The 25,774-nt window shown below is 69.8% G+C and carries 22 protein-coding genes and 1 pseudogene; 13 read left to right on the top strand and 10 right to left on the bottom strand.

Features of this window, described 5'->3' with window-relative positions:
• The first annotated feature begins 620 nt into the window (after positions 1 to 620).
• The gene (locus L942_RS45170; protein WP_235078843.1) at positions 621 to 1,307 is read left to right on the top strand and encodes a VOC family protein; all 687 of its coding nucleotides are present in this window, start codon (positions 621 to 623) and stop codon (positions 1,305 to 1,307) included.
• A gap of 60 nt (positions 1,308 to 1,367) precedes the next feature.
• Here L942_RS45170 and L942_RS01455 read toward each other — a convergent pair whose 3' ends face one another.
• The 4 genes from L942_RS01455 to L942_RS01440 all read right to left on the bottom strand — a co-directional run bounded on the left by L942_RS01455 (position 1,368) and on the right by L942_RS01440 (position 4,738).
• Complete coding sequence (locus tag L942_RS01455) at positions 1,368 to 2,261, bottom strand: amino acid ABC transporter permease (protein ID WP_037353813.1); 894 nt, start codon at positions 2,259 to 2,261, stop codon at positions 1,368 to 1,370.
• Positions 2,258 to 2,905, bottom strand: coding sequence for an amino acid ABC transporter permease (locus L942_RS01450; protein WP_037353809.1), 648 nt, complete (start codon positions 2,903 to 2,905; stop codon positions 2,258 to 2,260). Before L942_RS01450 ends, L942_RS01455 begins: the two co-directional genes overlap by 4 nt.
• A gap of 86 nt (positions 2,906 to 2,991) precedes the next feature.
• Positions 2,992 to 3,897 carry a glutamate ABC transporter substrate-binding protein gene (locus L942_RS01445; RefSeq protein ID WP_037353806.1) on the bottom strand — a complete coding sequence of 302 codons (906 nt, stop codon included), beginning with the start codon at positions 3,895 to 3,897 and terminating at the stop codon, positions 2,992 to 2,994.
• 112 nt (positions 3,898 to 4,009) lie between these two features.
• Entirely contained in the window at positions 4,010 to 4,738 is a 729-nt protein-coding gene (locus L942_RS01440; protein WP_200862670.1) for an amino acid ABC transporter ATP-binding protein, read from the bottom strand.
• A 282-nt stretch (positions 4,739 to 5,020) separates the two neighbouring features.
• Here L942_RS01440 and L942_RS01435 point away from each other — a divergent pair, with 282 nt between their 5' ends.
• Both L942_RS01435 and L942_RS01430 read left to right on the top strand, forming a co-directional pair.
• A complete protein-coding gene (locus L942_RS01435; protein WP_037353800.1) occupies positions 5,021 to 5,689 on the top strand; it encodes a response regulator transcription factor in 669 nt (222 codons plus the stop codon).
• A 3-nt stretch (positions 5,690 to 5,692) separates the two neighbouring features.
• Complete coding sequence (locus tag L942_RS01430; protein WP_037353798.1) at positions 5,693 to 7,090, top strand: sensor histidine kinase; 1,398 nt, start codon at positions 5,693 to 5,695, stop codon at positions 7,088 to 7,090.
• On the opposite strand, the gene L942_RS01425 is transcribed toward L942_RS01430, so the two are convergent.
• The gene (locus tag L942_RS01425) at positions 7,087 to 8,004 is read right to left on the bottom strand and encodes a TAXI family TRAP transporter solute-binding subunit (RefSeq protein WP_037353796.1); all 918 of its coding nucleotides are present in this window, start codon (positions 8,002 to 8,004) and stop codon (positions 7,087 to 7,089) included. The genes L942_RS01430 and L942_RS01425 overlap by 4 nt on opposite strands.
• A 19-nt stretch (positions 8,005 to 8,023) precedes the next feature.
• Positions 8,024 to 8,737: a heparin lyase I family protein gene (locus tag L942_RS01420; RefSeq protein ID WP_037353794.1), complete on the bottom strand. Its 714-nt coding sequence runs from the start codon at positions 8,735 to 8,737 to the stop codon at positions 8,024 to 8,026.
• Positions 8,738 to 9,258: 521 nt separating this feature from the next.
• On the opposite strand from L942_RS01420, the gene L942_RS01415 reads away from it, so the two are divergent.
• The 4 genes from L942_RS01415 to L942_RS01400 all read left to right on the top strand — a co-directional run bounded on the left by L942_RS01415 (position 9,259) and on the right by L942_RS01400 (position 12,171).
• Entirely contained in the window at positions 9,259 to 9,678 is a 420-nt protein-coding gene (locus L942_RS01415; RefSeq protein WP_037353853.1) for a prevent-host-death protein, read from the top strand.
• Positions 9,679 to 9,863: 185 nt separating this feature from the next.
• Positions 9,864 to 10,103, top strand: a complete 240-nt coding sequence (locus L942_RS45165) for a hypothetical protein (RefSeq protein ID WP_235078842.1) — start codon at positions 9,864 to 9,866, stop codon at positions 10,101 to 10,103.
• Positions 10,104 to 10,204: 101 nt separating this feature from the next.
• On the top strand, positions 10,205 to 11,698 hold the full coding sequence (miaB, locus tag L942_RS01405) for a tRNA (N6-isopentenyl adenosine(37)-C2)-methylthiotransferase MiaB (RefSeq protein ID WP_037353787.1): 1,494 nt from the start codon (positions 10,205 to 10,207) through the stop codon (positions 11,696 to 11,698).
• Positions 11,695 to 12,171: an Rv2732c family membrane protein gene (locus L942_RS01400; protein WP_037353785.1), complete on the top strand. Its 477-nt coding sequence runs from the start codon at positions 11,695 to 11,697 to the stop codon at positions 12,169 to 12,171. The genes miaB and L942_RS01400 overlap by 4 nt, the downstream gene beginning before the upstream one ends.
• A gap of 278 nt (positions 12,172 to 12,449) precedes the next feature.
• Here the strand turns inward: L942_RS01400 and L942_RS01395 are convergent, their stop codons facing one another.
• Positions 12,450 to 13,763 carry a DUF349 domain-containing protein gene (locus tag L942_RS01395; protein WP_037353782.1) on the bottom strand — a complete coding sequence of 438 codons (1,314 nt, stop codon included), beginning with the start codon at positions 13,761 to 13,763 and terminating at the stop codon, positions 12,450 to 12,452.
• A 225-nt stretch (positions 13,764 to 13,988) separates the two neighbouring features.
• Between L942_RS01395 and miaA the strand changes: the two genes are divergently transcribed.
• Both miaA and dapF read left to right on the top strand, forming a co-directional pair.
• Positions 13,989 to 14,909: a tRNA (adenosine(37)-N6)-dimethylallyltransferase MiaA gene (gene miaA, locus L942_RS01390; RefSeq protein WP_037353850.1), complete on the top strand. Its 921-nt coding sequence runs from the start codon at positions 13,989 to 13,991 to the stop codon at positions 14,907 to 14,909.
• 9 nt (positions 14,910 to 14,918) lie between these two features.
• Positions 14,919 to 15,755: a diaminopimelate epimerase gene (gene dapF / locus L942_RS01385; protein ID WP_081654898.1), complete on the top strand. Its 837-nt coding sequence runs from the start codon at positions 14,919 to 14,921 to the stop codon at positions 15,753 to 15,755.
• On the opposite strand, the gene valS is transcribed toward dapF, so the two are convergent.
• Both valS and L942_RS01375 read right to left on the bottom strand, forming a co-directional pair.
• Positions 15,756 to 18,257 carry a valine--tRNA ligase gene (valS, locus tag L942_RS01380; protein WP_037353781.1) on the bottom strand — a complete coding sequence of 834 codons (2,502 nt, stop codon included), beginning with the start codon at positions 18,255 to 18,257 and terminating at the stop codon, positions 15,756 to 15,758.
• 9 nt (positions 18,258 to 18,266) lie between these two features.
• Positions 18,267 to 19,426 (bottom strand): annotated as a pseudogene (locus L942_RS01375) (MFS transporter).
• A gap of 58 nt (positions 19,427 to 19,484) precedes the next feature.
• Between L942_RS01375 and L942_RS01370 the strand changes: the two are divergent.
• From L942_RS01370 to L942_RS01360, 3 genes are read left to right on the top strand one after another with little or no spacing between them, the layout of a single operon-like run.
• Entirely contained in the window at positions 19,485 to 19,991 is a 507-nt protein-coding gene (locus tag L942_RS01370) for an ArsR/SmtB family transcription factor (protein ID WP_037353779.1), read from the top strand.
• A gap of 43 nt (positions 19,992 to 20,034) precedes the next feature.
• Positions 20,035 to 21,480, top strand: coding sequence for a GTPase HflX (gene hflX / locus L942_RS01365; protein WP_037353778.1), 1,446 nt, complete (start codon positions 20,035 to 20,037; stop codon positions 21,478 to 21,480).
• A 53-nt stretch (positions 21,481 to 21,533) separates the two neighbouring features.
• Positions 21,534 to 22,529 (top strand): hypothetical protein, encoded by a 996-nt coding sequence (locus tag L942_RS01360; RefSeq protein ID WP_037353847.1) that lies wholly within the window; start codon positions 21,534 to 21,536, stop codon positions 22,527 to 22,529.
• A 414-nt stretch (positions 22,530 to 22,943) separates the two neighbouring features.
• On the opposite strand, the gene lexA is transcribed toward L942_RS01360, so the two are convergent.
• Entirely contained in the window at positions 22,944 to 23,603 is a 660-nt protein-coding gene (gene lexA, locus L942_RS01355) for a transcriptional repressor LexA (protein WP_037353845.1), read from the bottom strand.
• A gap of 904 nt (positions 23,604 to 24,507) precedes the next feature.
• On the opposite strand from lexA, the gene L942_RS43570 reads away from it, so the two are divergent.
• On the top strand, positions 24,508 to 25,566 hold the full coding sequence (locus tag L942_RS43570) for a LysM peptidoglycan-binding domain-containing protein (protein WP_235078841.1): 1,059 nt from the start codon (positions 24,508 to 24,510) through the stop codon (positions 25,564 to 25,566).
• Positions 25,567 to 25,774: the final 208 nt, after the last annotated feature.

Below are 25,774 nucleotides of genomic sequence, written 5' to 3'. Positions count from 1 at the left end.
CGCCGGTTCGCGGGGCGGGCGTGGCTTGCGTGCCGTGGCGGGTTCGCCGGTTCGCGGGGCGGGTCTGGCTTGCTTGCCATGGCGTGCCTGGCGGCCGCGGGGTGGGCGTGCCTGCTTGCCGTGGCGGGCCTCGCGGTTTGCAGGGTGGGCCTGGCTTGCTCGCCGTGGCACGGCTGGCGCCTCGCGGGAGTGGGCCTGGCTTGCTCGCGGCGGCGTGCCTGCCGTTCGCGAAGGTCAGCCTGCTCATCGTCGTCGTCGGGTGCCTGCCTGCTCGACGTGACTGGCCTGTCAGCCCCGGAAGTCTGGCTTCCGCTGACGACCTGCCGACCCGACTGCACGAACTCGGCTTGGCCGATTCGACCAGCGGAGACGGGCTCTCCTCAAGGCGCCTATGTGCCCGCCAGTGGGCTTGCCTGCTCGAAGGGCGGGCCTGCCGAGTTGACAGAGGTGAGCATGGTTAACGGAGGTGAGCATGCTCGTTCGCGGTGGCGTGCCCGCCTGCCCGCAGGTGGCGTGCCTGCTCGTTCGCTCGCTACGGGTCTGCACTCCGGACGCATCGACTCCACACGCGCGGGGTTGCGGGCGTATTCAGTTGTGGTTGGGCGATAGGCGGTCCCTCCTTGGCTGACGAGTCCGATCGTGATGACGGGACGAACCCGGCGGCTAGGCCTCGGCGACGGGTCTCCCGCACAGTCGTCGCGATTCCCGTTCCGGACAGCGTGCCCTCACCGCGCGCAGGCGAGACCACACCGACCAATGCGCTGGCCAACGCACTGGGAGAGAAAGGGAATCGCAACGGCCGCTGCGAGAAAGCTCGCGGGCTCACGTCACTTGAGATGTACTGCTTTGATGAACTCAACGTTAGCAGGGCCCGCGCCCGGACCGCATCACTCGATCGGCTCGTCCCCGCGAACAAGGCGATTCCCGTTGCCCAGCAAGAACTTCCCGGAAGGACAACAATGATCACCGGCTCACACGTAATCCTCTACAGCAAGGACGCGGCAGCAGATCGAGAGTTCCTCAAGGACGTCCTAGAACTGGGACACGTCGACGCAGGCGACGGCTGGCTCATTTTCCGCCTGCCCCCAACGGAACTGGCAGTGCATCCCACGGAGGGAGCGCCGCAACAGGAGTTCTATCTGATGTGCGACAACCTAGCCGAAACAGTCCGCCAGCTGACCGCGAAAGGAGCCGAAGTGGACGGCGAGCCGACGACCGCATCCTGGGGCACCCGAGTGTCGCTCCGCCTTCCCAGCGGCAGCCTTCTCCCGCTGTACCAGCCACGACACCCGACGGCGCACAGCTGAAAAACCCCCAGCGCCGCCAGAAAAGCGGCACCAGGGGTTTCCAGCGAAAAGAACGAACCGTCAGACCGGCCCAGCACCACCGAGCACGTTGGTGGACGCGCCGGCGACGAGCCCCGCCTGCTTGGTGCCCTCGTCCGTCTCGATGTGCTTCTTGCTGCGGCGGTTGCGGCGTTCCAGGTACGTCGCGAGCGCGGTCAGCAGGAGGCACATCGCGATGTAGATCGCGGCGGCCACGAGGGTCGACGGGACGATCGGGCGGCCGAACGCGCCCTGGCTGCCGATGTAGCGGGCGTAGTAGAGCAGCTCCGGGTACGTCACGAGGAAGCCGAGCGCGGTGTCCTTGAGCAGCACCACCAGCTGGCTGATGATCGTCGGCAGCATCGCGCGCAGCGCCTGCGGCAGCAGGACCGTGAACATCACCTGGGTCTTGCGCATGCCGAGCGCGTACGCGGCTTCGCTCTGGCCCTTCGGCAGCGCCAGGATGCCCGCGCGGAACACCTCCGCGAGCACCGAGCCGTTGTAAAGCGTCAGGCCGAGGACGACCGCGAACAGCGGCGACGTGTCGACGCCGAGGGTCGGGAGGCCGTAGTAGAACAGGAACATCAGGATCAGCAGCGGGATCGCGCGGAAGAACTCCACGACGAACGTGCAGATCCCGCGCACCCACGTGTGATCGGAGAGCCGTCCGGCGGCGAACAGCGCGCCGAACACGATGGCCAGCACCGCGCCCAGCGCGAAGGCCTTCACGGTCGCCAGGACGGCGCTCGCGAGGTCACTCTGCACCTGGGAGTACTGCAGCCACTCCCACTTCCGGCCGGTGAACTGGCCGCTGTCGACGAAGCGGTAGATCACGAACGCGATCAGCGCCGCGACCACGACGATGCCCAGCGCCGCGTAGATCCGGTGCCGCATCCGTGCTTTCGGGCCCGGAGTGTCGAAAAGAACCGTGCTCATCGGGCCACGCTCCAGCGCTTCTCCAGGCTGCGCTGCACGAGCGACAGCACCGACACGAGGATGATGAAGCCGAGTGCCACCCACAGCAGCGCGATCATCTGGTTGTCGCCGCGTTCGGACACGTACTGCCGGATCGCGCCGGCCTCGGCGACCGAGAACCCGCTGGCGATCGTCGTGTTCTTCAGCAGCGCGATGAGCATGCTGACCAGCGGCGGCACGACCGACCGCAGCGCCTGCGGGAGAACGATGCCGCCGAGGATCTGCCCGGACGACAGACCCAGCGCGCGGCCCGCTTCGGCCTGGCCGAGCGGCACCGTGTTGATGCCCGAGCGCACAACCTCGCAGATGAACGCGGACGTGTAGATCGTCAGCGCCACCGCGGCGGTCGGGAAGTAGTCGATCTTGACGATGTCGAGCAGCGGGTAGGCGAACACGAGGAACGCGAACACCAGCGTCAGCGGCGTGTTGCGCAGGATGGTGACGTACGTCGTGCCGATCGCGCGCAGCACCGGGACCGGGCTCACCCGCAGCATCGCGAGGATCGTGCCCAGCACCAGGCTGCACGCTCCCGCGATCAGGAACAGTTCGATCGTGGTCAGAAAGAACGGACCGAAGAGGTCCAGATTGTCGAGCAGGACGTCCATGGAGCCTTCCCCGCGTCCGTGTGCCGATAGTGGGTGTGCGGCGGCCGGTGGGCGAAAACTTCGCCCACCGGCCGCCGGAGATCAGGTCAGTACCGCTCGATGGCCGGCGGCGTCGCGGGCGCGCCGGACTTGCCGAGGGTGGCGTCGTAGATCTTCTTCCAGGTGCCGTTGGACTCGGCGGCCTGCAGCAGGTCGTCGATCTTGTCGCGCAGCACCTTGTCGTCCTTGTTCAGGCCGATGCCGTAGGGCTCCTTCGAGAACGGCTTGCCGACGACCTTGAAGCTGTCCGGGTCCTGCGCCGCGTAGCCCTTGAGGATCGCGTCGTCGGTGGTGACCGCGTCGACGTCCTTGGTGGTCAGCTTCTCCACGCACTGCGAGTACTTCTGGAACTCGACGATCTGGTCGGTCAGCTTCTGCTCGCGCACGCGCTGGATCGGGGTCGATCCGGTGACCGAGCAGACCTTCTTGCCCTTCAGCGTGTCCGGCCCGGTGATCGAGTTGTCGTCCTTGCGCACCAGCAGGTCCTGCCCGGCCTGGAAGTACGGGCCGGCGAACGACACGAGCTTCTTGCGCTTGTCGCTGATGGTGTAGGTGCCGACGTAGAGGTCGACCTGGCCGTTGGAGATGGCCTGCTCGCGGGCGGCCGAGTCGACCGTCGTGTACTTGATCTTGTCCTCGCTGAAGCCGAGGCCCGCCGCGACCATCCGGGCGATCTCGATGTCGAAGCCCTGGAACTTGCCGGTCTTCGGGTCCTTCTGGCCCAGCTCGGGCTGGTCGTCCTTGACGCCGATGGTGATGGTGCCGGCGGACTTCATCTTCGCGAACACCGGCGAGCCGTCGAGCTTGACGTCCTTGGCCACCTCGTAGGTCGGCAGCGCGGCGGTGTTCGTGTTGGCGTCCCCGCCGGAACCGGCCGGGGTGCCTTCCTTGCCGCAGGCCGTGAGCAGCAGCCCGCCGGCGAGCAGGGTGGCCGCGAGGGTGCGGATCCTCATGTCAGTCTCTCCAATGTCTGTCCGGGAAACTTCTGTCCGGGAACGTCGGAACCGGTCCGGGCCGATTACAGCCACCCCGGACCCGGGGCGCCGGGGGATTCCCCCGAACGGGTCAGTGGGTCAGGATCTTGCCGAGGAAGTCCTTCGCGCGGTCGGACTTGGGCTTGGTGAAGAACTCCTCCGGCGTCGTGTCCTCGACGATCTCGCCGTCGGCCATGAAGATCACGCGGTCGGCGGCGCGGCGGGCGAAGCCCATCTCGTGCGTGACCACGAGCATGGTCATGCCGTCCTTCGCCAGCCCGGTCATCACGTCGAGCACCTCCTGGACCATTTCCGGGTCCAGCGCCGAGGTCGGCTCGTCGAACAGCATCACCTTGGGCTTCATCGCGAGCGCGCGGGCGATCGCCACGCGCTGCTGCTGGCCGCCGGACAGCTGGGCCGGGTACTTGTCGGCCTGGTTCGCGATGCCGACGCGCTCGAGCAGTTCCATCGCGGTCTTGCGGGCCTCGGCCTGCGCGGTCTTGCGCACCTTGACCGGGGCGAGCATGACGTTCTCGAGGATCGTCTTGTGCGCGAACAGGTTGAACTGCTGGAAGACCATGCCGACGTCGGCGCGCAGCGCGGCGAGCGCCTTGCCCTCGGCGGGCAGCGGCACGCCGTCCACGGCGATCTCGCCGGAGTTGATCGGCTCGAGCCGGTTGATCGCGCGGCACAGCGTCGACTTGCCCGACCCGGACGGCCCGAGCACGACGACGACCTGCCCGCGCGGCACCTCGAGCGTGATCTCGCGCAGCACGTGCAGATCGCCGAAGTACTTGTTCACGGCGGCCGCCTTGATCATCGGCGTCGCCACCTCGGTGGTCATCGTGGCCTCCAGAGCTCCGTTGGTCAGCGACGTCCGCGGAACCGGGGGTTCCGCAACGCTTGCGGAAACCTACTACCGGGACATCTCTTGTAAAGACGGCTTGAGCAATACTTAGGGTTTCAACTACGTATCGGATGCGCGGCCGTCGGCAGCGTTCAGCCTAGTCGGGACTGTGTCGGCCGCCACGCACCGTGTCCGCCGGGCGTGGCGCCTTAGAGTTCCGGCTACCGTGGTCTGGATCACCGGGGAGGAGCAAGCGTGCGCGTGCTGCTGGTGGAAGACGACGACCGGGTCGCCGGAGCGCTCGTGCCCGCGCTGGTCCGCCGCGGCCTCACCATGCAGCGGCTGCCGTCCGGGGCTGGGGTGCTCGACCGGGTCCACGACGTCGACGTGATCCTCCTCGACCTGGGCCTTCCCGACGTCGACGGCGTGGTGCTCTGCCGGCAGATCCGGGCGGTCAGCGACGTCGCGGTGATCGTGGTGTCCGCGCGCGGCGAGGTGAACGACCGAGTGCACGGCCTGCGCGCCGGCGCCGACGACTACCTGGTCAAGCCGTACGACGTGGAGGAGCTGCTCGCGCGGGTCGAAGCCGTGCGGCGCCGCCGCGTGGAACGGCCCGCGCCGTCCGTGCCGGTGGTCGAGGTCGGCGACGTGCGGATCGACCTCTCCCGGCACGAGGTGCTGGTCGCGGGCGAGCCGATCGCGTTGTCCCGCAAGGAGTTCCAGGTGCTCGCGCTGGTCGCGGCGGCGGGCGGCGCGGTATGCTCGCGCGAGCAGGTGCTCAACGAGGTGTGGGGACACCGGGGCGCCGCGGAGAGCCGTTCGCTGGACGTGCACGTCGCCACCCTGCGCACGAAACTCGGCCGCCCGGCGCTGATCGAGACGGTCCGCGGCGTCGGTTACCGGCTGGGCATCCGGCGGGACTGACCGATGCGCGTCCGGCTGCAGGGCATCGTCGTCACGCTCGTGGCGCTGCTCGTGTTCGGCCTCGGCATCCCGCTGGCGCTCAGCATCGCGAGCAGCCTCCAGCAGAAGCTCTTCCTCGACCGGCTCACCGACACCTCGCGGTTCGCCTCGCTCGCCCAGCGTCCGCTGCTCGACAACCAGCTGGGGCTGCTGGAACCCGAACTGCGCCGCTACACCGAGGTGTACGGCGTGAAAGTGATCGTGGTGAACCAGGACGGCGACCCGGTGCTGAGTTCGCTGGGCGGCACCGACGCCGCGCGCGTCGACCGGGACGCGATCCGGGTGCCGGTGAACGAGGCGCTCGCCGCCCGTCCGCCCGAAGCCGGGCCGCTGCTGCTGCCGTGGGCGACGAAACCGCTGGTGCTGGCCGAACCGATCCTCATCGACGGCGAGGTGCGCGGCGCGGTTGTGACGGAATCCGCGACCGATCACGTCCGCACCCAGCTGCTGTGGCAGTGGTTGATGCTGGCCGCGTGCGCGCTGGTCGCGTTCGGGCTCGCCCTGCTCGTCGCGCTGCCGGTGGTGCGCTGGACGCTGCGGCCGGTCCGGCGGCTCGACGAGGCGACGGGCGCGCTGGTCGCGTCGGTGGTCAGCGGCCGAGAGGCGGAGCCGGTGGGGGAGAGCGGCGGTCCGCCGGAGCTGCGGCAGCTGGGGCGGTCGTTCGACCGGATGGCGGCGAGCGTGTCCGAAGCACTGGCCGCGCAGCGCGCGTTCGTCGCGGACGCCTCGCATCAGCTGCGCAATCCGCTGACCGCGCTGAAGATCCGGCTGGGCAATCTCGACGGCCAGGTCGCCGACGACGCCGCGGCCGCCGATCTCGAAGCGGCGCAGGTGGACGCCAAGCGGCTGAACCAGATCCTCGACGAGCTGCTGTCGATGGCCCGCGCGGAATCCGCGGGCGGCGAGCTGGTTTCCGAGGACCTCGCCGAGGTGATCGCCGATCGCGTCGCCGACTGGTCGGTGGTCGGCGCGGCTCGCGAGGTGTCGCTGGAGAGCGCGGTGGACGTCGGCGGTGCGCGGGTGCTCGTGCCGCCGCGCGGGCTGGAGGTCGTGCTCGACGCGTTGCTGGACAACGCGCTCAAGTTCAGCCCGTCCGGCACTTCGGTCGAGGTGGCCGCGAGCGTGGCCGGGGACCGCGTGACGGTCTCGGTCCGCGACCACGGCCCCGGTCTGCGGGAAGACGAACTGGAGCGGGCGGTCGACCGGTTCTGGCGCAGCACGGCGCACCAGAACGTGCCCGGGTCGGGCCTGGGCCTGGCGATCGTGACCGAGATCGTCCGGCATTCCGGCGGCGAGCTGCGGTTGTCCCTTCCCGACGGAGGCGGGCTGCGGGTCGCGATGGACTTCCCGGTCGCGCGCTAGACCTTCTCCGCGCGGTAGTACGCCAGCGCGCCGGGATGCAGCGGCAGCGGTCCGGTCTCGATCCCCGGATGCACGTCGATCGACAGCGCGGCCCGGTTGACCGCCGCGAGCCGCGGCCGGGCGTCGTACAGGCCCTTGGTGAGCGCTTCGGCGACGTCGGCGGACATCGAGGTGGGCACGACCAGGAAGTTCGGCACCACCAGGGTCGTGACCGGGCCGGGCTGGTCGTACGTGCTGCCCGGGATGGTCGCGGTGCCGTACACCGGGCTGAACCGCTGCATGCCCGGCATCAGCGCGGACATGTCGAGCAGCCGCAGGCCGACCTTGCGGTTGTACTCGGTGATGAGCGGCGTCGGCAGTCCGCCGGACCAGAACATCGCGTCGATCTTGCCGCTGGCCAGCGCGGAGAGCGACTCCTCGAGGCTCAGCTGGTTCACCTCGACCGCGCTTCTCAGCCCGGCGACCTGCAGCACCCGGTCGGCGATGTACTCGACGCCCGATTCGGGAGAGCCGACCGCGATGTGCCGGCCGCGCAGCATCGGCACCGACGTGTAGGGCGAATCCTTGCGGACGACGATGTGCAGGTAGTCGTCGTGGATGCGGGCCAGCGCGGCGAGCTTGCCGGGGTGCGCGGCCGCCGCGTCCGCGGCCAGGTCCGCGGCGACGAACGCGACGTCCGCGCCCCCGGAAAGCACTCGGTTGAGGTTGTCGCGCGACCCCTGGGTGGCGAGCACCTCGGGCGTTTCGATGCCGAGTTCGCCCGCCCACGCCGACGCCAGCGGCCCGGCGAGGTCGTGGTACACACCGCCCACCGACCCGGCCGCGACGCGCAGGTGCAGGTTCGCGAAGCTCGGCCCGCACCCGCTCAGCAGCACCACGAGCACTGCCAGCGCCGCGGTCAGCCTCCATCGCATGGGGCGATGGTGCCAGAGGTCAGCCGGTGACGTCGGCCAGGCTGTCGCCCATCCGGATCTTGCCGAGCCACTGCGTCGCCGTCTGGTCGGCCTGGTGGTAGACGCCCCACTTCAGGTAGTTGCGGTCTCCGTCGATCGTGGTGCCGGTGTAGGTGGTCGACCCGTCGAAGAACGTCTGCCGCTTGCCGTCGAACCAGAACTGGATCGTGCCCTTGGTGCGATCGGTCGAGATCCGGAAGGCGATGTCGTGCCACTGGTCGTTCGAGATCGGCGTGTCCCAGAGCTTGACGCTCGTGTGGTCGGTCGTCCACTCCTCGAGCCGGAGCTTCCCTCCGATCACCTCGAGGACGATCGGGTGGTTCGCGGTGCCGGTGCTCGGGCTGCATTTCAGCTGGAACACGTAGCGGCTGGTGGAGTCGGTGATGCGGTACTTCGACGACCAGCCGAGGTAGAAGGTCTTGCCCGCGGTCAGGTCCGGGCCGACCGCCTCGCAGCGTTCCTCCTGCGCGAGCTGCTCGGCGACCCACACCTTGCCCTTCGCGGCGTCGGTCGCGGTCTTGAAGTGGCCGTCGGCGCACTGGATCGAGTTTAATGCTCCGACGCCGTCAGCCGGGTCGGCCGACCAGGTGACTGACCGCGGGGCCGGGGCCGCGGCGACCGGCGCGGCCGCCACGGCGGCGGCGACGAGCGTGCTCGCGACAGCAGCCGCGGAGCAGGCGAAAACCTTGCGCACTTTTCCTCCAGAGCGGCGGCGGTCCGATTCGGAACAATAGCGCTGATCTTATCTTCGGCAGCGCACGGAAAACAATAGCGGAAATTGTTCGCCGATGGCCGTTTCGGCGCATTTCCGTTCCCGGTCAACGGCACATTTCCCGATTAGCGGAATTGCGTGGGCGCCGGTCCGATAACGCCCGGGCGGGCGGGTGCCGGGCCAGGCGCGGCCCCCGGGGTTTACGCTGGAGCACGATGAACGCGAAAACGTACCAGATCCGCACGTAGGTCTGTCCAGATTTGCAACCGAGCGGCCAACGGGCCGATTCTGGTTCAGGGGTTCCGAGCTGAGTGCCGGTTGGCGGAGCCTGCGCAGGCGACATCTTCTGCTGTCTCAGGCTTCGCGTCGGCTGGGTTGGCGTCGAGCACCTCATGTACACGATGTACTTGACGTACGTGGTGTACAACTTCATACTGGATTGCATCAACCATCGTGCGTGCCATGCGTCGTCGGTAGTCCACGTGTGTCGGGAGGGAGCTGCAGTGAACGCCTCGGTCCACTACGACAGCGTCAGCGAAGCTCGCAAGCACTTGAAGAACGTCTTCGACGCTGCTGGGCAGGGGCGTGTGTCTACCGTTCGTCGCGACAGCGGCCGGGTCGCGATCGTCGACGTGGGGCGGCTCCGGCATTTCCTCATGTCCGTCGTTCCCTCTCGTGCTCAGGTTGTGGGAGAAGCAGGGGGCTGGTCGGTCTTCATCCCGGGGCTTCCGGTCGCGGCGGACGCGGAGTCGTTCGATGACGCTGTTGCTGACATGGTTCAAGCCCTGCGGGAGTACGCCGACGATTGGCAGGATCATCTGCGTGATGCCCCCAACCACCGGGACAATTGGGGGCTGGTGCAGCTGATCGAGCTCAGCAGTGATTCCGAACTGCAGGCCTGGCTGGTGAACGGCGATCGATGAGCTGGCCTGCGCCCACCCGGGCCGATCACGACACCTTCTGTCAGGTTGAGGGATGGCAGCTGGTCAGGGACGCGCGCGGGCGCTCGGTGACGCACCACGTGACGTACGAGTTGTATCTGCCTGATGGGCGGGTGCTGCGAACGAGGATTTCTCGTCCGCCGAATCGGACGACGTACGGTGCCGCCATGTGGCGGGCCATCCTGCGCGATCAGCTCTGCGTGTCCGAAGCTGAGTTCTGGGCATGTGTGAAGGAAGGTGAAGTCCCGGAGAGGTCAGTTATCCGCCCTGTCGCCGAGGCTGCAGTTCCCGCGCAGGTTGTCCACACGCTGATTCATCAGGTTGGGATGCCTGAGGCCGAGGTTGCTGCGATGGGTCGTGATGAGGCGATAGCGCGGCTCAACAGGTTCTGGACGGAAGGTGCTTGAAGCAGGCAGCTGATCGTCTCGTCAATCCTGACGACGCGAGGTCGGACAGCCAGGCGGGCGGCGGACAGCTCCTGTCGGCACCAGGGTTACCCTTAGCTGCGATGAGCAAGAATCAGCAGCCCAGGACGTACTCCATTCGCACGTTCGGCTGCCAGATGAACGTGCACGACTCCGAACGGCTCGCCGGGCAGCTCGAGGAAGCCGGCTACGTCCCCGCCGCGGGAGAGGCGAAGCCGGATCTGGTCGTGTTCAACACCTGCGCGGTGCGGGAGAACGCGGACAACAAGCTCTACGGCACCCTCGGGCACCTCCGCCCGGACAAGGTCGCCAATCCGGACATGCAGATCGCCGTCGGCGGCTGTCTCGCGCAGAAGGACCGCGGCGACATCGTCAAGCGCGCGCCGTGGGTCGACGTCGTCTTCGGGACGCACAACATCGGCTCGCTGCCGGCGCTGCTGGAGCGCGCGCGGCACAACGCCGAGGCCGAGGTCGAGATCCTCGAATCGCTCGAGACGTTCCCGTCCACGCTGCCCGCGCGCCGCGAATCGTCCTACGCGAGCTGGGTGTCGGTTTCGGTCGGCTGCAACAACACCTGCACGTTCTGCATCGTGCCGTCGCTGCGCGGCAAGGAGCGCGACCGCCGTCCCGGCGAGATCCTCGCCGAGGTCGAGGCGCTGGTCGCCGAGGGCGTGCTCGAGGTGACCCTGCTGGGCCAGAACGTGAACTCCTACGGCGTCGAGTTCGGCGACCGGCTCGCGTTCGGCAAGCTGCTGCGCGCCACCGGCGGGATCGAGGGGCTGGAGCGCGTGCGGTTCACCTCGCCGCATCCGGCCGCGTTCACCTCGGACGTGATCGACGCGATGGCCGAGACCCCGAACGTCTGCCACCAGCTGCACATGCCGCTGCAGTCCGGTTCGGACCGGGTGCTGCGGGAAATGCGCCGGTCGTATCGGTCGACGCGGTTCCTGAACATCCTCGACGAGGTGCGCGCCGCGATGCCGGACGCCGCCATCACCACCGACATCATCGTCGGGTTCCCCGGCGAGACCGAGGAAGACTTCCAGGCGACGCTCGACGTCGTGCGCGCCGCGCGGTTCTCCAGCGCGTTCACCTTCCAGTACTCGAAGCGCCCCGGCACGCCCGCCGCGGAGATGGACGGGCAGCTGCCCAAGGAGGTCGTGCAGGAGCGCTACGACCGGCTGGTCGAGCTGCAGAACGAGATCTCCTGGGAAGAAAACCGCAAGCTGGTCGGCCGCCGGGTCGAGCTGCTGGTCGCCGCGGGCGAGGGCCGCAAGGACGCGGAGACGCACCGGATGAGCGGACGCGCCCGCGACGGACGGCTGGTGCACTTCACGCCGTCCGGTCCGGCCGTCGACCGCTCGGTCCGGCCGGGCGACGTCGTGGAGACGGTGATCAGCTACGGCGCGCCGCACCACCTCGTGGCCGACGGCGACCTTCTGACCCATCGCCGCACGCGAGCGGGCGACAACGCCGAAGCCGGTCTTCGGCCCAAGACGAGCGGGGTCACCCTGGGACTGCCGGGCTTCGGAGCCCCGGCGGCGCAGCCGGCCCCGGTGAGTGGGTGTGCAGGATGAGCGAACCGGGAACGCCGGCCGACGTCGACCGGCAGCTGAGCGAAGAGATCGACGACGCGGGCCGCCGCGTGGCGCGGACGGTCGAGCTGGGCAGGCGCGGCTTCACCATCTCGGTGCTGATGTTCGTGCTGCTCGTGGCGCAGATCCTGCCGTGGGCCCAAGGCCGCGCGGGCTGGGAGACCCTGGCCGGCCAGGCGGGCGGGGTCCCGCAGCTGTTCGCCGTGACATCCACCGGGGTCGGCCTGTTCATCGGCGCGGTCGCGCTCGTGTCCCGCCGCTGGTGGGTCGCGTGGTGCAGCGCCGCGGGCGGCTGGTTCGCCTCGGTCGACGGCATGCTGGCGATCTGGTCGCAGCAGTCCGCGCACGCCAGCGGAGCGGCCGGAGACGGTCCGGGGATCGGCATGATCGTGGCGTGGATCGCGACGATCATCCTGGCGACGCTCTGGATGCGGACGGCGTTCTCCCGCTCCTGACTGCTTGACCATGCGGAGTCTCGCGAGCATTGCGTTCGGCGAGCCGGGCTTCCCCGCGTGCACCCCGGGCGGGATCCTTCGCCTGCTGGACTTCTGCGACGTTCCGCTCGGGGGCGCCGGGTCGTGGTGATCGGGTGCGGTCCGATCCTGGGGAAACCGATCGGCATGCTGATACCACCCCGGCGATGTCGAGTACGGCTCCGCACGGAAACGGACAGGCAGAGCCTGGCGACGAAAACGGCCGGTACCGAGCGGTACCGGCCGTTTCGTGACTCAGGTCAGCGATCGGCGACCGCGGCTTCCGCGGCCTCCATCCACTCCCGCCACTGGGCGGCCTGTTCCTCGGCCTTCTTCGCCCGTCGCTCGTCCCCGGCGGCCCGGGCCTTCGCGGCCTGCGATTCGAACTGCTCGACCCGCTCCCGGAACTGCGCGGCGCGCGCCTGCGCCTCCGGGTCGGTGCGCCGCCAGCGGCTGTCCTCGGCCGACTTCACCGCGTCCTGCACCGCCTTGAGCCGTCCGTCCAGTTCGCGGATGCGGTCGCGCGGGACCTTGCCGATCTCGTCCCACTGCTCCTGGATCCGGCGCAGCGCCGCCTTGGCCGCGTCGAGATTGGCTGCCACGTCGATCTTCTCGGCCTCGACCAGCAGTTCTTCCTTGCGCTGGGCGTTGCCGGCGAACTCCGCGTCGCGCTCGGAGAACACCGCCGAGCGGCGGGCGAAGAACGCGTCCTGCGCGGCGCGGAACCGCTGCCACAACGCCTCGTCGCTGTCCTTCGGAGCGCGCCCGGCGGCCTTCCACTCGGCCATCAGCTCCTTGTACCGGCCCGCGGTGGCGCCCCAGTCGTCGGAGTCGGACAGCGCCTCGGCCTCGGCGATCAGCTCTTCCTTGCGCTGCTTCGCGCTCGCCCGCTGCTTGTCCAGTTCGGCGAAGTGCGAGCCGCGGCGGCGGTTGAACGCCTCGCGGGCCTTCGAGAAGCGCTTCCACAGCTCGTCGTCGGTCTTGCGGTCGACGCCCTTGACCGTCTTCCATTCGTCGAGGATCGCGCGCAGCCGGTCGCCAGCGGCCTTCCACTGGGTGGACTCGGCGGCGATCTTCTCCGCCTCGTCGGCCAGCGCCTGCTTGCGCGCCACGGCCGCGGCGCGGGCTTCCTCGCGTTCGTGCTTGACGTTGACCAGCGCCTTCACCGCCAGCCCGATCACGTACTCGAGCCGCGCGGCGAGCGCCTTCAGGTCGCCGACGACGGCCGCCTCGCCGAGCCCGTCGCGGATCTGGGTGGCGCTCTGCAGCGCGTGCTTCGGATCGCCCGCTCCGGACTTCAGCCGCGTTTCGAGCAGTTCGACCTCGGTGCGCACGTCGTCGAAGCGGCGCGCGTAGTGCAGCAGCCCTTCCTCGGGGGTGCCTGCCTGCCAGACCCCGACCTCGCGTTCGCCGTCGGCGGTGAAGACGTAAACAGTGCCTTCCCCGTCGACCCGGCCCCAGGTGGCGGGGTTGGGCTCGGCGGGCGGCACCGGAGGCGCGGCATGGCCGGCGCCCTGCGCGTGCGGCACCGGGTGCGGCGCCGGGGTGCCGGGGGACGTGTTCTCCTGGGCCATCGCAGGCTCCTTATCGCCTGTACGCCCGCGGCTGCGGGCGCCCCGCCGCGGGAGCGGGGCCGGGTTACGCTGTTGTCGTGCTTTGCCGGGGGCATGGGGCCCCAGCGGCATTCAAGCAGCTCAGCGCGCGCCGTGGTACTGGATGAGCCGCCTGAAAGCGTTGATCCTACTTCTCCCTGACGCTCCGTGCCCGCGTCCCGCCCCGGCCGGGTAGCGTTCTCCGGCGTGATCAGCCCTGCTCAGCGGCCCCGTCCGGTGGCCGTCGTCGGCCCCACCGCCACCGGGAAGACCGCGCTGGCCGTCGAACTCGCGCTGGCGCTGGACGGCGAGGTGGTGAACGCCGACGCGCTCCAGCTCTACCGGGGCATGGACATCGGCACCGCCAAAGCGACCATGGAGGAGCGGCGAGGGGTCCGCCACCACCTGCTGGACGTACTCGACGTGACCGAGACCGCCTCGGTCGCCGCCTATCAGCGTGACGCGCGCGGCACGATCGAGCGGATTCTCGCCGCGGGCCGGGTTCCGGTGCTGACCGGCGGCTCCGGGCTGTACGTGCAAGCGGTCCTGGACGATCTCCGGTTCCCCGGCACCGATCCCGCGGTGCGCGCGCGGCTCGACGAAGAGGCAGCGGAACTCGGCACCGCCGCGCTCTACACCCGCCTGGGGGAGCGCGACCCGGCCGCCGCGGCGGCGATCCTGCCCACGAACACCCGCCGCATCGTGCGGGCGCTGGAGGTCATCGAGATCACCGGCGAGCCGTTCTCGGCGAACCTGCCGAAACCGGGCCCGGCGCGCTGGGACACCGTGCTGATCGGGATCGATCGCGAGATCGCCGAGCTGGACGAGCGCGTCGACCTGCGCGTGGAGCGGATGTTCGAGGCCGGTCTCGTGGACGAGGTGCGCGCGCTGCTCGACCGCGGTTTGCGGGACGGGAAAACCGCTTCGCGGGCCCTCGGCTACCAGCAGGTGCTGGCCGAACTGGACGGCGAAGGCGATTTCGCGGCGGCCGCGGCGGCGACCGCGCAGGCCACGCGGCGGTTCGTGCGGCGGCAGCGGTCGTGGTTCCGCCGGGACAAGCGGATCCAGTGGTTCGACGGCGGCTCGGCGGACCTGGCCGCGCGGGTCCTCGCCGCGCTCGACCAGTAGCCTGGACGCATGGGCGGCATCGAATTCCTCAAGGGCCACGGCACGCAGAACGATTTTGTGCTGCTGCCGGACGCGGCCGGCCGCCTGGACCTCACGGCGGAGCGGGTCGCCGCGCTGTGCGACCGGCAGCGGGGCCTCGGCGCGGACGGCGTGCTGCGCGTCGTCCGGGCGACCGAAATGAGCGAAGAGGCAGTGTCTTCGGCGGGCGAGTGGTTCATGGACTACCGCAACGCCGACGGCTCGATCGCCGAGATGTGCGGCAACGGCACCCGCGTTTTCGCGCGCTACCTGGTCGACGCCGGGCTGGCCGAGGCGGGCGAGTTCGTCATCGGCACCCGCGCGGGCGACCGTCCGGTCGTCGTGCACCCGGACCGTTCGGTCACCGTGCAGATGGGCCCGGCGGCGATCACCGGCACGTCGGTGACCGTGGTGGCCGGGCAGCCGTTCTCCGGGGTCGCGGTGAACGTCGGCAACCCGCACCTGGTGTCGGTCACCGACACCGACATCGCCGGCCTCGACCTGCGCGACCAGCCCGATTTCGACCACGACTTCTTCCCGTCCGGCGTCAACCTCGAGTTCGTCAACGTGCTAGGCGAGGGAGCGCTGCGGATGCGCGTCCACGAACGCGGCGTGGGGGAGACGCGCGCCTGCGGCACCGGCACGGTCGCCGCGGTGGCCGCCTCGCTGCACCTCGCCGGCAAGGACACCGGCGAGTCCACAGTGGACATCCCGGGCGGCCGGGTGTCGGTCACCGTCGGGCGCGGCGAATCCACGCTGACCGGACCGGCCGAGATCGTGGCCCGCGGCGAGCTCGACGAGGCCTGGTGGCTCGCCGCGGGCGCTTGATCAGCTGATCGTCACCGCCACCGCGAGTTCGCCCTCCTGGGTGGCGACGGTGTTCACCACCCCGGCGATCCGCACGTCCTCGGCGATTCCGGCGAAGCCTTCGAGCACGTCCGCCGGAGCGGTGACCGACAGCGTTTCGACGGCGGTCCGCATCGAAACCTTCGCGTCGGACTTGGCCCGGCGCACCGCGGCGATGACCGAACCGGCCAGCGGCAGCAGGGTGCGGTCCCCGTCGCTCTCCGGCGGGGTCGGCCAGGAAGCCTGGTGCACGGAGCCTTCCTGCCACCACGACCAGATCTCTTCGGTGGCGAACGGCAGCACCGGCGCGAACATCCGCACCAACGCCGACAGCACCGTCCGCAGCGCCGCCTGGGCCGATTCCGCCGCGTCGGTGCCGAGATCGCCGTACGCGCGTCCCTTCACCAGCTCCACGTAGTCGTCGCAGAACGTCCAGAAGAAGGTCTCGGTCACCTGCAACGCGCGCGCCTGGTCGAGCGCTTCGAACGCGGCCGTCGCCTCTTCGATCACCTTCGCCAGCGCAGCGAGCACGGACCGGTCCAGCGGCTCCGTCGCGACGGATTCCGGCTTGGGCGACCCGAGACCGAGCACGAACCGGCTCACGTTCAACAGCTTCGTCGCGAGCCGTCGCCCCACCTTCATCTGGCCTTCGTCGACCGCTGTGTCCACGCCCGGCCGCGCGCTCGCCGCCCAATACCGCACCGCGTCGGAACCGTGCCGCTCCAGCAGATCCGCCGGAGTGACGACGTTGCCGACCGACTTCGACATCTTCTTGCGGTCCGGGTCGAGCACCCAGCCGGAGATCACCGCGTCCCGCCACGGCAGCACGCCTTCCTCCAGTTCGGCGCGTACCGCGGTGGAGAACAGCCAGGTGCGGATGATCTCGTGCGCCTGCGGCCGCAGCGAGAACGGGAACACGCGCCGGAACAGGTCGTCGTCGAGGCTCCAGCGCCCGGCGATCTGCGGCGTCAGCGACGACGTCGCCCAGGTGTCCATCACGTCCGCCTCCGCGACGAACCCTCCCGGCGCGCCGCGCTGCTCCTCGGCGTAGCCCGGCGGAACGTCGGTGCTCGGGTCCACCGGCAGGCTCGCGTCCTCGGGCGTCAGCACCGCGTCGTGGTCCGGCTCCCCGTCGGCGTCCAGCGGGTACCAGACCGGGATCGGCACGCCGAAGAACCGCTGGCGGCTGATCAGCCAGTCGCTGGTCAGGCCTTCGACCCAGCTGCGGTAGCGGACTTGCATGTGCGGCGGGACCCAGTTCAGCTCCTCGCCGCGCTCCAGCAGTTTCGCGCGCAGGGCTTCGTCGCGTCCGCCGTTGCGCAGGTACCACTGCCGGCTGGTGACGATTTCCAGTGGCTTGTCGCCCTTTTCGTAGAACTTGACCGGATGCGTGATCGGCCGCGGCTCGCCGCGCAGCGCCCCCGCCTCCCGCAGGAGGTCGACCACGATCTGCCGTCCAGTGTGGACAGTCTTGCCCGCGAGGGGTTCGTACCGGTCGGCGGGAACGCCCTGCGGCGGCTCGGCGCGGAACCGGCCGTCGCGGCCCAGCACCGGACGGGTTTCGAGCTGCAGCGCGCGCCACCAGGTGACGTCGGTGGTGTCGCCGAAGGTGCACACCATCGCGATGCCGGTGCCCTTTTCCGGATCCGCGAGGTGGTGCGAGTGCACTGGCACCTCGACGCCGAACACCGGAGTGCGCACGGTCTTCCCGAAAAGGCCTTGGTACCGCTCGTCATCCGGATGCGCGACGAGCGCGACGCACGCGGGTAGGAGCTCCGGCCTCGTCGTGGAGATCAGCACTTCCGTGCCGTCACCGGTGGTGAACACGAGGTCGTGATACGCGCCTTGCCGTTCCCGGTCCTCCAGTTCGGCTTGCGCGACAGCGGTGCGGAAGGTGACGTCCCACAGCGTCGGAGCCTCGGACTGGTAGGCCTCGCCCCGCGCGAGATTGCGCAGGAACGCGCGCTGCGAGATTTCCGTGGTCGCCGGATCGATCGTCTGGTACGCCAGCGTCCAGTCCACCGAAAGCCCGATGCTCCGCCAGACCTCCTCGAACACCTTCTCGTCGGTCTCGGTCAGCTGCCGGCACAGCTCCACGAAATTGCGCCGGGACACCGGAATCGCGTTCTTGCCGGGCTTTTCCGGCGGGGTGAACGACGGGTCGTAGGGCAGCGACGGCTCGCAGCGCACGCCGAAATGGTTCTGCACGCGGCGTTCGGTCGGCAGTCCGTTGTCGTCCCAGCCGACCGGGTAGAAGACCGAACGGCCGCGCATCCGTTGGTAGCGCGCGAGAACGTCGGTGTGCGTGTAGGAGAAGACGTGCCCGATGTGCAGCGAACCGCTCGCGGTCAGCGGCGGCGTGTCGATCGAGTAGACGTCCGGGCGCGTCCGGTCGAACCGGTATACGCCTTCGCGTTCCCACACCGGTACCCATTTGGCGGTCAGGCCGTCGACGCCGACTCTGTGCGGGATCTTCTCGTCCATGCCCGCACTTTACGGGGCGGGTACAGCGATTTCCCCGCCTGTGGGCAGGTCCCGCATCCGCCGCAGCGGCGAGCAGATCACCCACAGCGCGCCGGCGATCGGCCCGACGGTCCCGATCCACAGCGCGCCGGTGAGCCCGAGCCATTCGCCGAGCCCGCCGCCCAGCAGCCCGCCGAGCGGCAGCGCTCCCCAGACGACGAACCGGACGCTCGCGTTCATCCGGCCCAGCAGTCGGTCCGGCGTGATCGCCTGCCGGTAGGAGACCTGGGCGATGTTGTAGAGGATCACGCCGAACCCGAACGCGGCCATGCCCAGTCCGGCGATCCCCATCCGCCAGTCCGGCGCGGCGGACAGGATCAGGATTTCGCCCGGCCAGAACAGCACCGGGACCAGCCAGATCGACCGCGCCTGCCCGATCCTGCGGACGATCGGCCCGGCGCACAGCGCGGCCGCGATGCCGCCGATGCCGCTCACCGCGAGCAGGACGCCGACCTCCGCCGGCTTCAGCCCGGCCGTGCGCGTCAGGAACAGCACCTGGACGGCCTGCGTCACTCCGCCGAAGAAATTCGAGGTGGCGGTGCAGGCGACGATCGAGCGCAGCGGCCGGTCGGAGACGACGAACCGCAGGCCTTCGAGCATCTGCGGCACCAGGCGGTCCTGCGCGGTGCGCTCCGGGCGGGTTTCGACGGTGCGGATGCGCCACAGGCACAGCGCGGAAGTGAGGTAGCCGAGTCCGGTGACCAGCACCGTGCTGGCCGCGCCGACGAACTGCACGAGCACGCCGGCGAGACTCGGTCCGGCGATCTGCGCCGACGACTGCACGCCCTGCAGCTTCGCGTTGCCTTCCAGCAGCTTTTCCCGGCCGACGAGCGCGGGCAGATACGCCTGGTAGGAGACGTCGAAGAACACCGTCGGACCAGGTCGGCGGCGAGCATGAGCGGCCGCTTGCGCATCCGGTCCACCCAGACGCCCGCGGGCAGGCCAATGACGAGGAAGCCGAGCGTCTCGGCCATGGTCAGCAGGCCCATCTCGAACGGGGTGGCGGCCAGCGTGACGGCGGCGAGCAGCGGAATGGCCGTGATCCCGACGAACATCCCCAGCTGGCTCGCCGTGTCCCCGGCCCACAGCCGGCGGAAATCGGCGTGGAAGAACAGTGAGTCGCGACGCACCCGATCGAGTGTTGCCGAGTGATTGGAAAGTGTCAATCACTGTGTCTAGGCTGCTCGGGTGCCGCAGAAACGACGACCCTCCACCGAAGCCGAGGCGGCCGCGCTCGCGTCCGGAATACGGTTGCGCATCATCCGGTTGACCTCTTTCGAGGCGATGACGAACAAGGAGCTGGCGGCGCGGCTCGGCCGCGACCCGGCGACGACGCTGCACCACGTGCGACGGCTGGTGGACACCGGTTTTCTCGTGCCGCAGGAACCGCGCCGGGGCGCGCGCGGGGCGAAGGAGATCCCGTACCTGTCCACCGGGCTTTCCTGGCAGCTGGACAACGACGGCGAGGACGCGGTTTCGGTCAACCAGGCCATGCTCGAGGCCTATCTGGCCGAAATGGCGGAGACGAACCTGGCGGAGACCGAGACGGCCCGGCTCGTGGTCCAGGTGGGTGCCGAGGACGTCGAGGAGTTCAAGCGGCGGCTCTACGGACTTCTCGAAGAATTCAAGGCCAGACCGCGTGATCCGGCCTCGGAACGCACGGCCGTGTACGTCTCGATCTATCCCAGCAGGTAATCCACTCGGCTCCCGCGCGGAAACGTGGGACCATGGAGGCACGATGACAGAACAGACACACGAAGACTTTTACGACGACAACGACCCCTACGACCCCTCGGTCGGGGAGATGGAGCTCGAGGACCGGGCGTCCTTGCGCCGGGTCGCGGGCCTGTCCACCGAGCTCGAGGACATCACCGAGGTCGAGTACCGGCAGCTTCGGCTGGAACGCGTCGTGCTGGTCGGCGTGTGGACTGAAGGCACCGCCCAGCAGTCCGAGGCGTCGCTGGCCGAACTGGCGCGCCTGGCCGAGACGGCGGGCTCGGAGGTGCTCGAAGGCCTCGTCCAGCGGCGGCAGAAGCCCGACCCGGCCACCTATGTCGGTTCCGGCAAGGTGCGCGAGCTGCGCGACGTGGTCGTGGCCACCGGCGCCGACACGGTGATCTGCGACGGCGAGCTTTCGCCCGGCCAGCTGCGCCAGCTGGAGGAGAAGGTCAAGGTCAAGGTGATCGACCGGACCGCCCTCATCCTCGACATCTTCGCCCAGCACGCCCGGTCCAAGGAGGGCAAGGCGCAGGTCGAGCTGGCCCAGCTGCAGTACCTCGTCCCGCGGCTGCGCGGGTGGGGTTCGGCGCTGTCCCGGCAGGCCGGCGGCCGCGCGGGCGGCGCGAACGGCGGCGTGGGCCTGCGCGGGCCCGGTGAGACGAAGCTGGAGACGGACCGGCGGCGGATCAGCAAGCGCGTGGCGAAGCTGCGCCGGGAGATCGCCGCGATGGACACCATCCGCGAGACCAAGCGCGGCAAGCGCGTGGCCAACGAGGTGCCGAGCGTGGCGATCGTCGGCTACACGAACGCCGGCAAGTCGAGCCTGCTCAACGCCCTGACCGGGGCCGGGGTGCTGGTGGAGGACGCGCTGTTCGCCACCCTGGACCCGACCACGCGGCGGGCGCAGACGGCCGACGGGCGCACGTTCACGCTGACCGACACCGTCGGGTTCGTGCGGCACCTGCCGCACCAGCTGGTGGACGCGTTCCGCTCGACGCTCGAGGAGGCGGCCGACGCCGACCTGCTCCTGCACGTCGTGGACGGTTCCGACCCGGCACCGGAAGACCAGGTCAACGCAGTGCGCGAGGTGCTCGCCGAGATCACCCGCAGCCGCAAGGAGCCGCTCCCGCCGGAGCTGCTGGTGATCAACAAGGCCGACGCGGCCGACGACGTCACCCTGGCCCGGCTGCGGCACGCGCTGCCCGGTTCGGTGCAGATCTCCGCGCGCACCGGTTCGGGCGTGGCCGACCTGGCCGAGGTGCTGGCCGAGCGGCTGCCGCGGGCGGAAACGGTGATCGACGCGCTGGTCCCGTATTCGCGTGGCGAACTCGTGTCCCGGGCGCACGCGGAAGGCGAGGTGCTGGAGGAAGAGCACGTCGCCGACGGCACGCGCCTGCGGGTGCGGGTCCGGGCCGACCTCGCCGCGGCGCTGCGGGCGTTCGAAACCAACGCTTCGACGCTCTGAACGTCTTCCGTAGTGCACGGCCCGAGCGGGTCGTGCACTACGGAGGTGAACTGGTGCGGGTCGTCCTGGCGCTGACGGGGGTCCTGATGCTCGCTGGCGCGATCCCGGCCGCGGCAGCTCCTGCTCCGCAAACGCTGTGCCAGGTCGCGGACAAGCGCCTCAACGAACTGTCCGGCCTGGTCTCCGACGGCGAGCACTGGTACGCGATCAACGACGGCGGCACGAAGATGCAGGTCTTCGTTCTCGATCGGGAGTGCCAGGTCAAGGACGTCCTGACCGACCCGACGGATCCGTACGACGTCGAGGATCTTGCTCGCGGCAAGGACGGCACGCTGTGGCTCTCCGACACCGGTGACAACCGGGCTCAGCGAGAAACCGTCGCGCTGCTGGAACTGAAACCGGCTGGTGGTCCGGTAGTCGTGCATCGGCTGACCTATCCGGACGGTCCGCACGACACGGAAGCCCTGGTTCTGGACCAGTCCGGCACGCCGTTCCTGGTGACCAAAGACTTGCTGGGCACCTCAAAGGTCTACCAACCTTCCGATCCGCTAGCGGCGCCCGGCCCGACGAAGCTGGAGCAGGTCGGCACCCTGCGCGTCCACAGCACCGACACCCCGGGCGGCCCAGTGGGTTCCTTCGGTTCGGCGCTGATCACCGGAGGCGCGACCAGCGCGGACGGCAAGGTCATCGCGCTGCGGACTTACACGGACGCGTACTTGTACGCGGCCCCGGACGGTGATGTGGCGGCTGCTTTGCAACGCGAACCCGTCCGGATTCCGCTGCCGAACGAAAAGCAGGGCGAAGCCATCGCTTTCGAACCGGACGGAACGCTGCTGTCCGCGAGCGAAGGCGTCGGGGAACCAGTGCGGGCAATCAAGAACGCGACGGCCTTGGTCACGCCGCGAGCACCCGCGCCTAAACCCGGGCCTGCCCCGCAGCCTGCCGAGCAGGACGCAGGAGGATTCCCAATCATTCCCGCTGCCGTCGTCGCCGCGGTGGTGGTGCTCGGTGCCTGGTTCTTGGTGGCCAGGAAACGCCGCCGTTCCTGACGCGCTGCTCCTGACGAGACACCGTTCTTGACTCGCCGCTGAAGCGCTCCGTTTGACTCGCTGGCACCCTTGGCGCGCCGCTTCTACCGTGGCCCTGCTCGATCCGCAGATGGTGCGTCGCCGCATCTGGCAAGGCGCCGCACGCGATCCTGCCGCGCCCGACGCCGCATCTGGCACGGCGACGCTCCTGCTCCCAACCCCACAACGACGCCGACCACGCGTTTGGAGCAACGAGCGCTACCGCGCACTGGAGCTCGCCTGCGAAGGCACGGCTCGTGGAAGTCCGTGCGCGCAGGCAAGGGGTAGCACCTGGTGGTGCCGCGCCTGTCCTGGTGCACCACCACAGCTATCAGTAAAACCTGTCCCTGGCTCCCTGCCCTTCACCCAGCGCGGGGGAGGGGAGCGAACCACGGCTCAAAGCCGGCGCAGCACCGCCACGACCTTGCCGAGGATCGAGGCGTCGTCGCCGGGGATGGGCTCGTACGCGTCATTGTGCGGCATCAGCCAGACGTGCCCGTCCTTGCGCTTGAACGTCTTCACCGTGGCCTCGCCGTCGATCATCGCGGCGACGATGTCCCCGTTCTCCGCGGCGGGCTGCTGCCGGACGACGACCCAGTCGCCGTCGGTGATGGCGGCGTCGACCATCGAGTCGCCGGTGACGCTCAGCAGGAACAGCTCGCCCTCGCCGACGATTTCGCGCGGCAGCGGGAAAACGTCCTCGACGGCCTGTTCCGCGAGCACCGGACCGCCTGCCGCGATCCGCCCGACCAGCGGCACGTACGCCGCCTTCGGCACGGACGGCTGCTGGTCCATCTCGATGCCCATCGGGTTGTCGTCAGTGGAGGCGAGCACGCCCACCGCGCGCGGGCGGTTCGCGTCGCGGCGCAGGTAGCCCTTGCGCTGCAGCGCGCGCAGCTGATGCGACACCGACGACGTGGACGTGAGCCCCACCGCCTCGCCGATCTCGCGCACGCTCGGCGGGTAGCCGAAGCGGGTCACCCACGTGCGGATGACGTCGAGCACCTGCTGCTGGCGGACGGTCAGCGTCTCGTCAACGTCGTACACCTCCGGCATGGCGCTCACCTTTCCCGTGCTCTCGTCGCCGGATTCGCGCGCGGATTGTGCGGACCCCTTGCCCCGCGAGGCCGCCTTGGCCCCCTTCGCCGCGGTGCCCTTCACCGTGTCCTTCTCCAACGCTGCGTCGCCTCCAGCTGTCCCGCGGTCGCCGTGTCGGCGTCCCGCGCGTGTCCGCGTGCGCCGGTCCGGGAGCCGCGTTTTCCGCGAACGCCCGTCCGGCGGCACCCGCCGGAGCCGGTCCGGCAGATGTCCTGGTCACCGACGTTAGCCACCGCGCGCGACGATTTCAAACATCTGTTCGATCGACACGCCGTGTCCTCTCGATTTTGTCGGTGCGGGGTGGTAGACCTTCGCACGGACGTTCGATAGAACGCCTGTTCGATCTGGACCGCTGCGGCGCAGGTGTACGGCCCGGACCGGACGGATCCGCAGGTCATGAGGAGGTTCCGCCATGTCGATCCTGGCAGATCGAGGGCTCGCCCGCCCGCTCCGGCCCGTCCCCGCCGTCCGCCCCGTCGAGGGCGGCGCCGCGTCGGACGGAGCGGCGCAGTCCCGGAGGGAATCCGGGTCCGGCGCTCCGGCACGCCGTTCGCGGCGGCGCTCGGAGCGCGTAGACACCACCCGAAAGGATGGTGTTCCGCACGGCGCCGAGACCGAATCCGGCGCTGATCCGGGCTCGGCGGGCGGTTCTGCCGAGGTGGTGGAGCTTCGCGGCCGGGGAGACGTCCGGCGTGGACTTGGCGCGGAGTGGCCCGGCGAGGCTTCGCGCGACTCGCGGTGGGGTCGCAGTGCGGGCGATTTCCGGGAAGGCTCGCGAGGTTCGGCCGGTCGGAAGCGTGCCTGGCGAGCCGCTGAGGAGGCTGGGCTCGCCGGTGGCGAACTGGCCGAGTCCATCCGGTCCGTGTCGCACGGGCCGGGGCAGGCCGACGCGCACTCGGCGGCGGATTCCGCGGAGTTCGCGACCTCGGCCGCGCCGATGCCGCCCAGCCGGGACGCGGCCACGGTTGCCGGTCCGGTGGGCGCGCGGTCGGCAGTGAAATCCGCCGGATTCTCGCCCGCGGTCCAGCGAGGCGCGCGGGCGACGACCGAGATCGGCCAGCTGCCCTGCGCCGCCGCCGTCCGGTCGGCCGAGCGAGCCGGGTTCGAGACAGCGGCTCTCGCTGCCGTCGAAATCGAAGAGGTGCCGGTCCGCGAGCCGCGTGGCCGCGCCGCGGTCCGGTCCGTCGAGCGAGCCGGGTTCCAGACGTCCGCTAGTTCTGCCATCGGAACCGGGGAAGCTGCGGTCCGCAAGTCCGGTGGCCGTACTGCGGCTCGGTCCGCCGAGCGAGCCGGGTTTGGGACGGAGGCTCCCGCTGCCGTCGAAATCGGAGCAGCGCCGATCCGCGAAGCCCGTGGTCGCGCCGCAGCCCGGTCCGCCGAGCGCGCCGGGTTCCAGACTTCGGCCCCCTCCGCCGTCGAAACAGAAGACGCCCCGGTCCGCGAGTTCCGCAAGCCCCGCGGCCGCACCGCGGTCCGGCACATTCCGGCGGCCCTTCCGGCCAACCCGGGGCGCACCGCGCGCGAGCGGCGCGGCGAGCCGTTGCGGCCGCCGTCTCGGGCGAGGGTCGTTGCCGGACGGCGTGGCGGCGTCGCCTGCTCCGCTCCGGCGCGGCCGGCGGTGCGGTGGCCGTGGCTGTTCGCCATCGCCTTCGCGGCATGCCTGATCGTCACCGGGCTCGGCGTGTTCGGCGCGGGCGTGTCCGGCGGGCCGGTGCCGTCGCGGACCGCCTCCGTTTCCGTGCAGCCCGGCGATTCGCTCGGCTCGCTCGCTGCCCGGTTCGCACCCGACGCCGACCAGGGCGCGGTCGTCGAGCGCATCAAGGAGCTCAACAATCTCGACGACACCGCGCTGCTTCCCGGCATGCCGCTCACCGTTCCGATCGCCTGGTCCGGCGGGGAATCGGGCACGGCCGGGTCATGACTGTCGGAAACCACCCGGTCGCATCTTGCGCAACCGCTGTTTCACCCTCTCGGGTTCCTTGCGCCCGCTCCGGAGGCGATCTATGGTCTACCCCTATATCTAGTAGTTACACCGCTGTAGTTGGTCCACAGGTAGGGGTAGACTGGCGGCAGTTGTCCACACCCGGCCGGCAGTTGCCCACCGGATGTCCACAAGTCGATCACCAGGC

The sequence above is a fragment of the Amycolatopsis orientalis DSM 43388 genome (genome assembly GCF_000411975.1).
Classification (GTDB): Bacteria; Actinomycetota; Actinomycetes; order Mycobacteriales; family Pseudonocardiaceae; genus Amycolatopsis; species Amycolatopsis orientalis_D.
The sequence above is the reverse complement of the archived record's forward strand: the minus strand, read 5'-3'. Positions and strand labels throughout refer to the sequence as shown.

What these genes read in the sequence shown, in the direction of transcription:
- L942_RS01440 (WP_200862670.1), bottom strand. Translation starts at nt 4,738, where the DNA reads ATGATCAAGGCGGCCGCCGTGAACAAGTACTTCGGCGATCTGCACGTG.
- L942_RS01430 (WP_037353798.1), top strand. Translation starts at nt 5,693, where the DNA reads ATGCGCGTCCGGCTGCAGGGCATCGTCGTCACGCTCGTGGCGCTGCTC.
- L942_RS01395 (WP_037353782.1), bottom strand. Translation starts at nt 13,763, where the DNA reads ATGGCCCAGGAGAACACGTCCCCCGGCACCCCGGCGCCGCACCCGGTG.
- L942_RS01450 (WP_037353809.1), bottom strand. Translation starts at nt 2,905, where the DNA reads ATGGACGTCCTGCTCGACAATCTGGACCTCTTCGGTCCGTTCTTTCTG.
- L942_RS01425 (WP_037353796.1), bottom strand. Translation starts at nt 8,004, where the DNA reads ATGCGATGGAGGCTGACCGCGGCGCTGGCAGTGCTCGTGGTGCTGCTG.
- hflX (WP_037353778.1), top strand. Translation starts at nt 20,035, where the DNA reads ATGACAGAACAGACACACGAAGACTTTTACGACGACAACGACCCCTAC.
- L942_RS45165 (WP_235078842.1), top strand. Translation starts at nt 9,864, where the DNA reads ATGTGGCGGGCCATCCTGCGCGATCAGCTCTGCGTGTCCGAAGCTGAG.
- L942_RS01400 (WP_037353785.1), top strand. Translation starts at nt 11,695, where the DNA reads ATGAGCGAACCGGGAACGCCGGCCGACGTCGACCGGCAGCTGAGCGAA.
- L942_RS01455 (WP_037353813.1), bottom strand. Translation starts at nt 2,261, where the DNA reads ATGAGCACGGTTCTTTTCGACACTCCGGGCCCGAAAGCACGGATGCGG.
- dapF (WP_081654898.1), top strand. Translation starts at nt 14,919, where the DNA reads ATGGGCGGCATCGAATTCCTCAAGGGCCACGGCACGCAGAACGATTTT.
- miaB (WP_037353787.1), top strand. Translation starts at nt 10,205, where the DNA reads ATGAGCAAGAATCAGCAGCCCAGGACGTACTCCATTCGCACGTTCGGC.
- valS (WP_037353781.1), bottom strand. Translation starts at nt 18,257, where the DNA reads ATGGACGAGAAGATCCCGCACAGAGTCGGCGTCGACGGCCTGACCGCC.
- lexA (WP_037353845.1), bottom strand. Translation starts at nt 23,603, where the DNA reads ATGCCGGAGGTGTACGACGTTGACGAGACGCTGACCGTCCGCCAGCAG.
- L942_RS01445 (WP_037353806.1), bottom strand. Translation starts at nt 3,897, where the DNA reads ATGAGGATCCGCACCCTCGCGGCCACCCTGCTCGCCGGCGGGCTGCTG.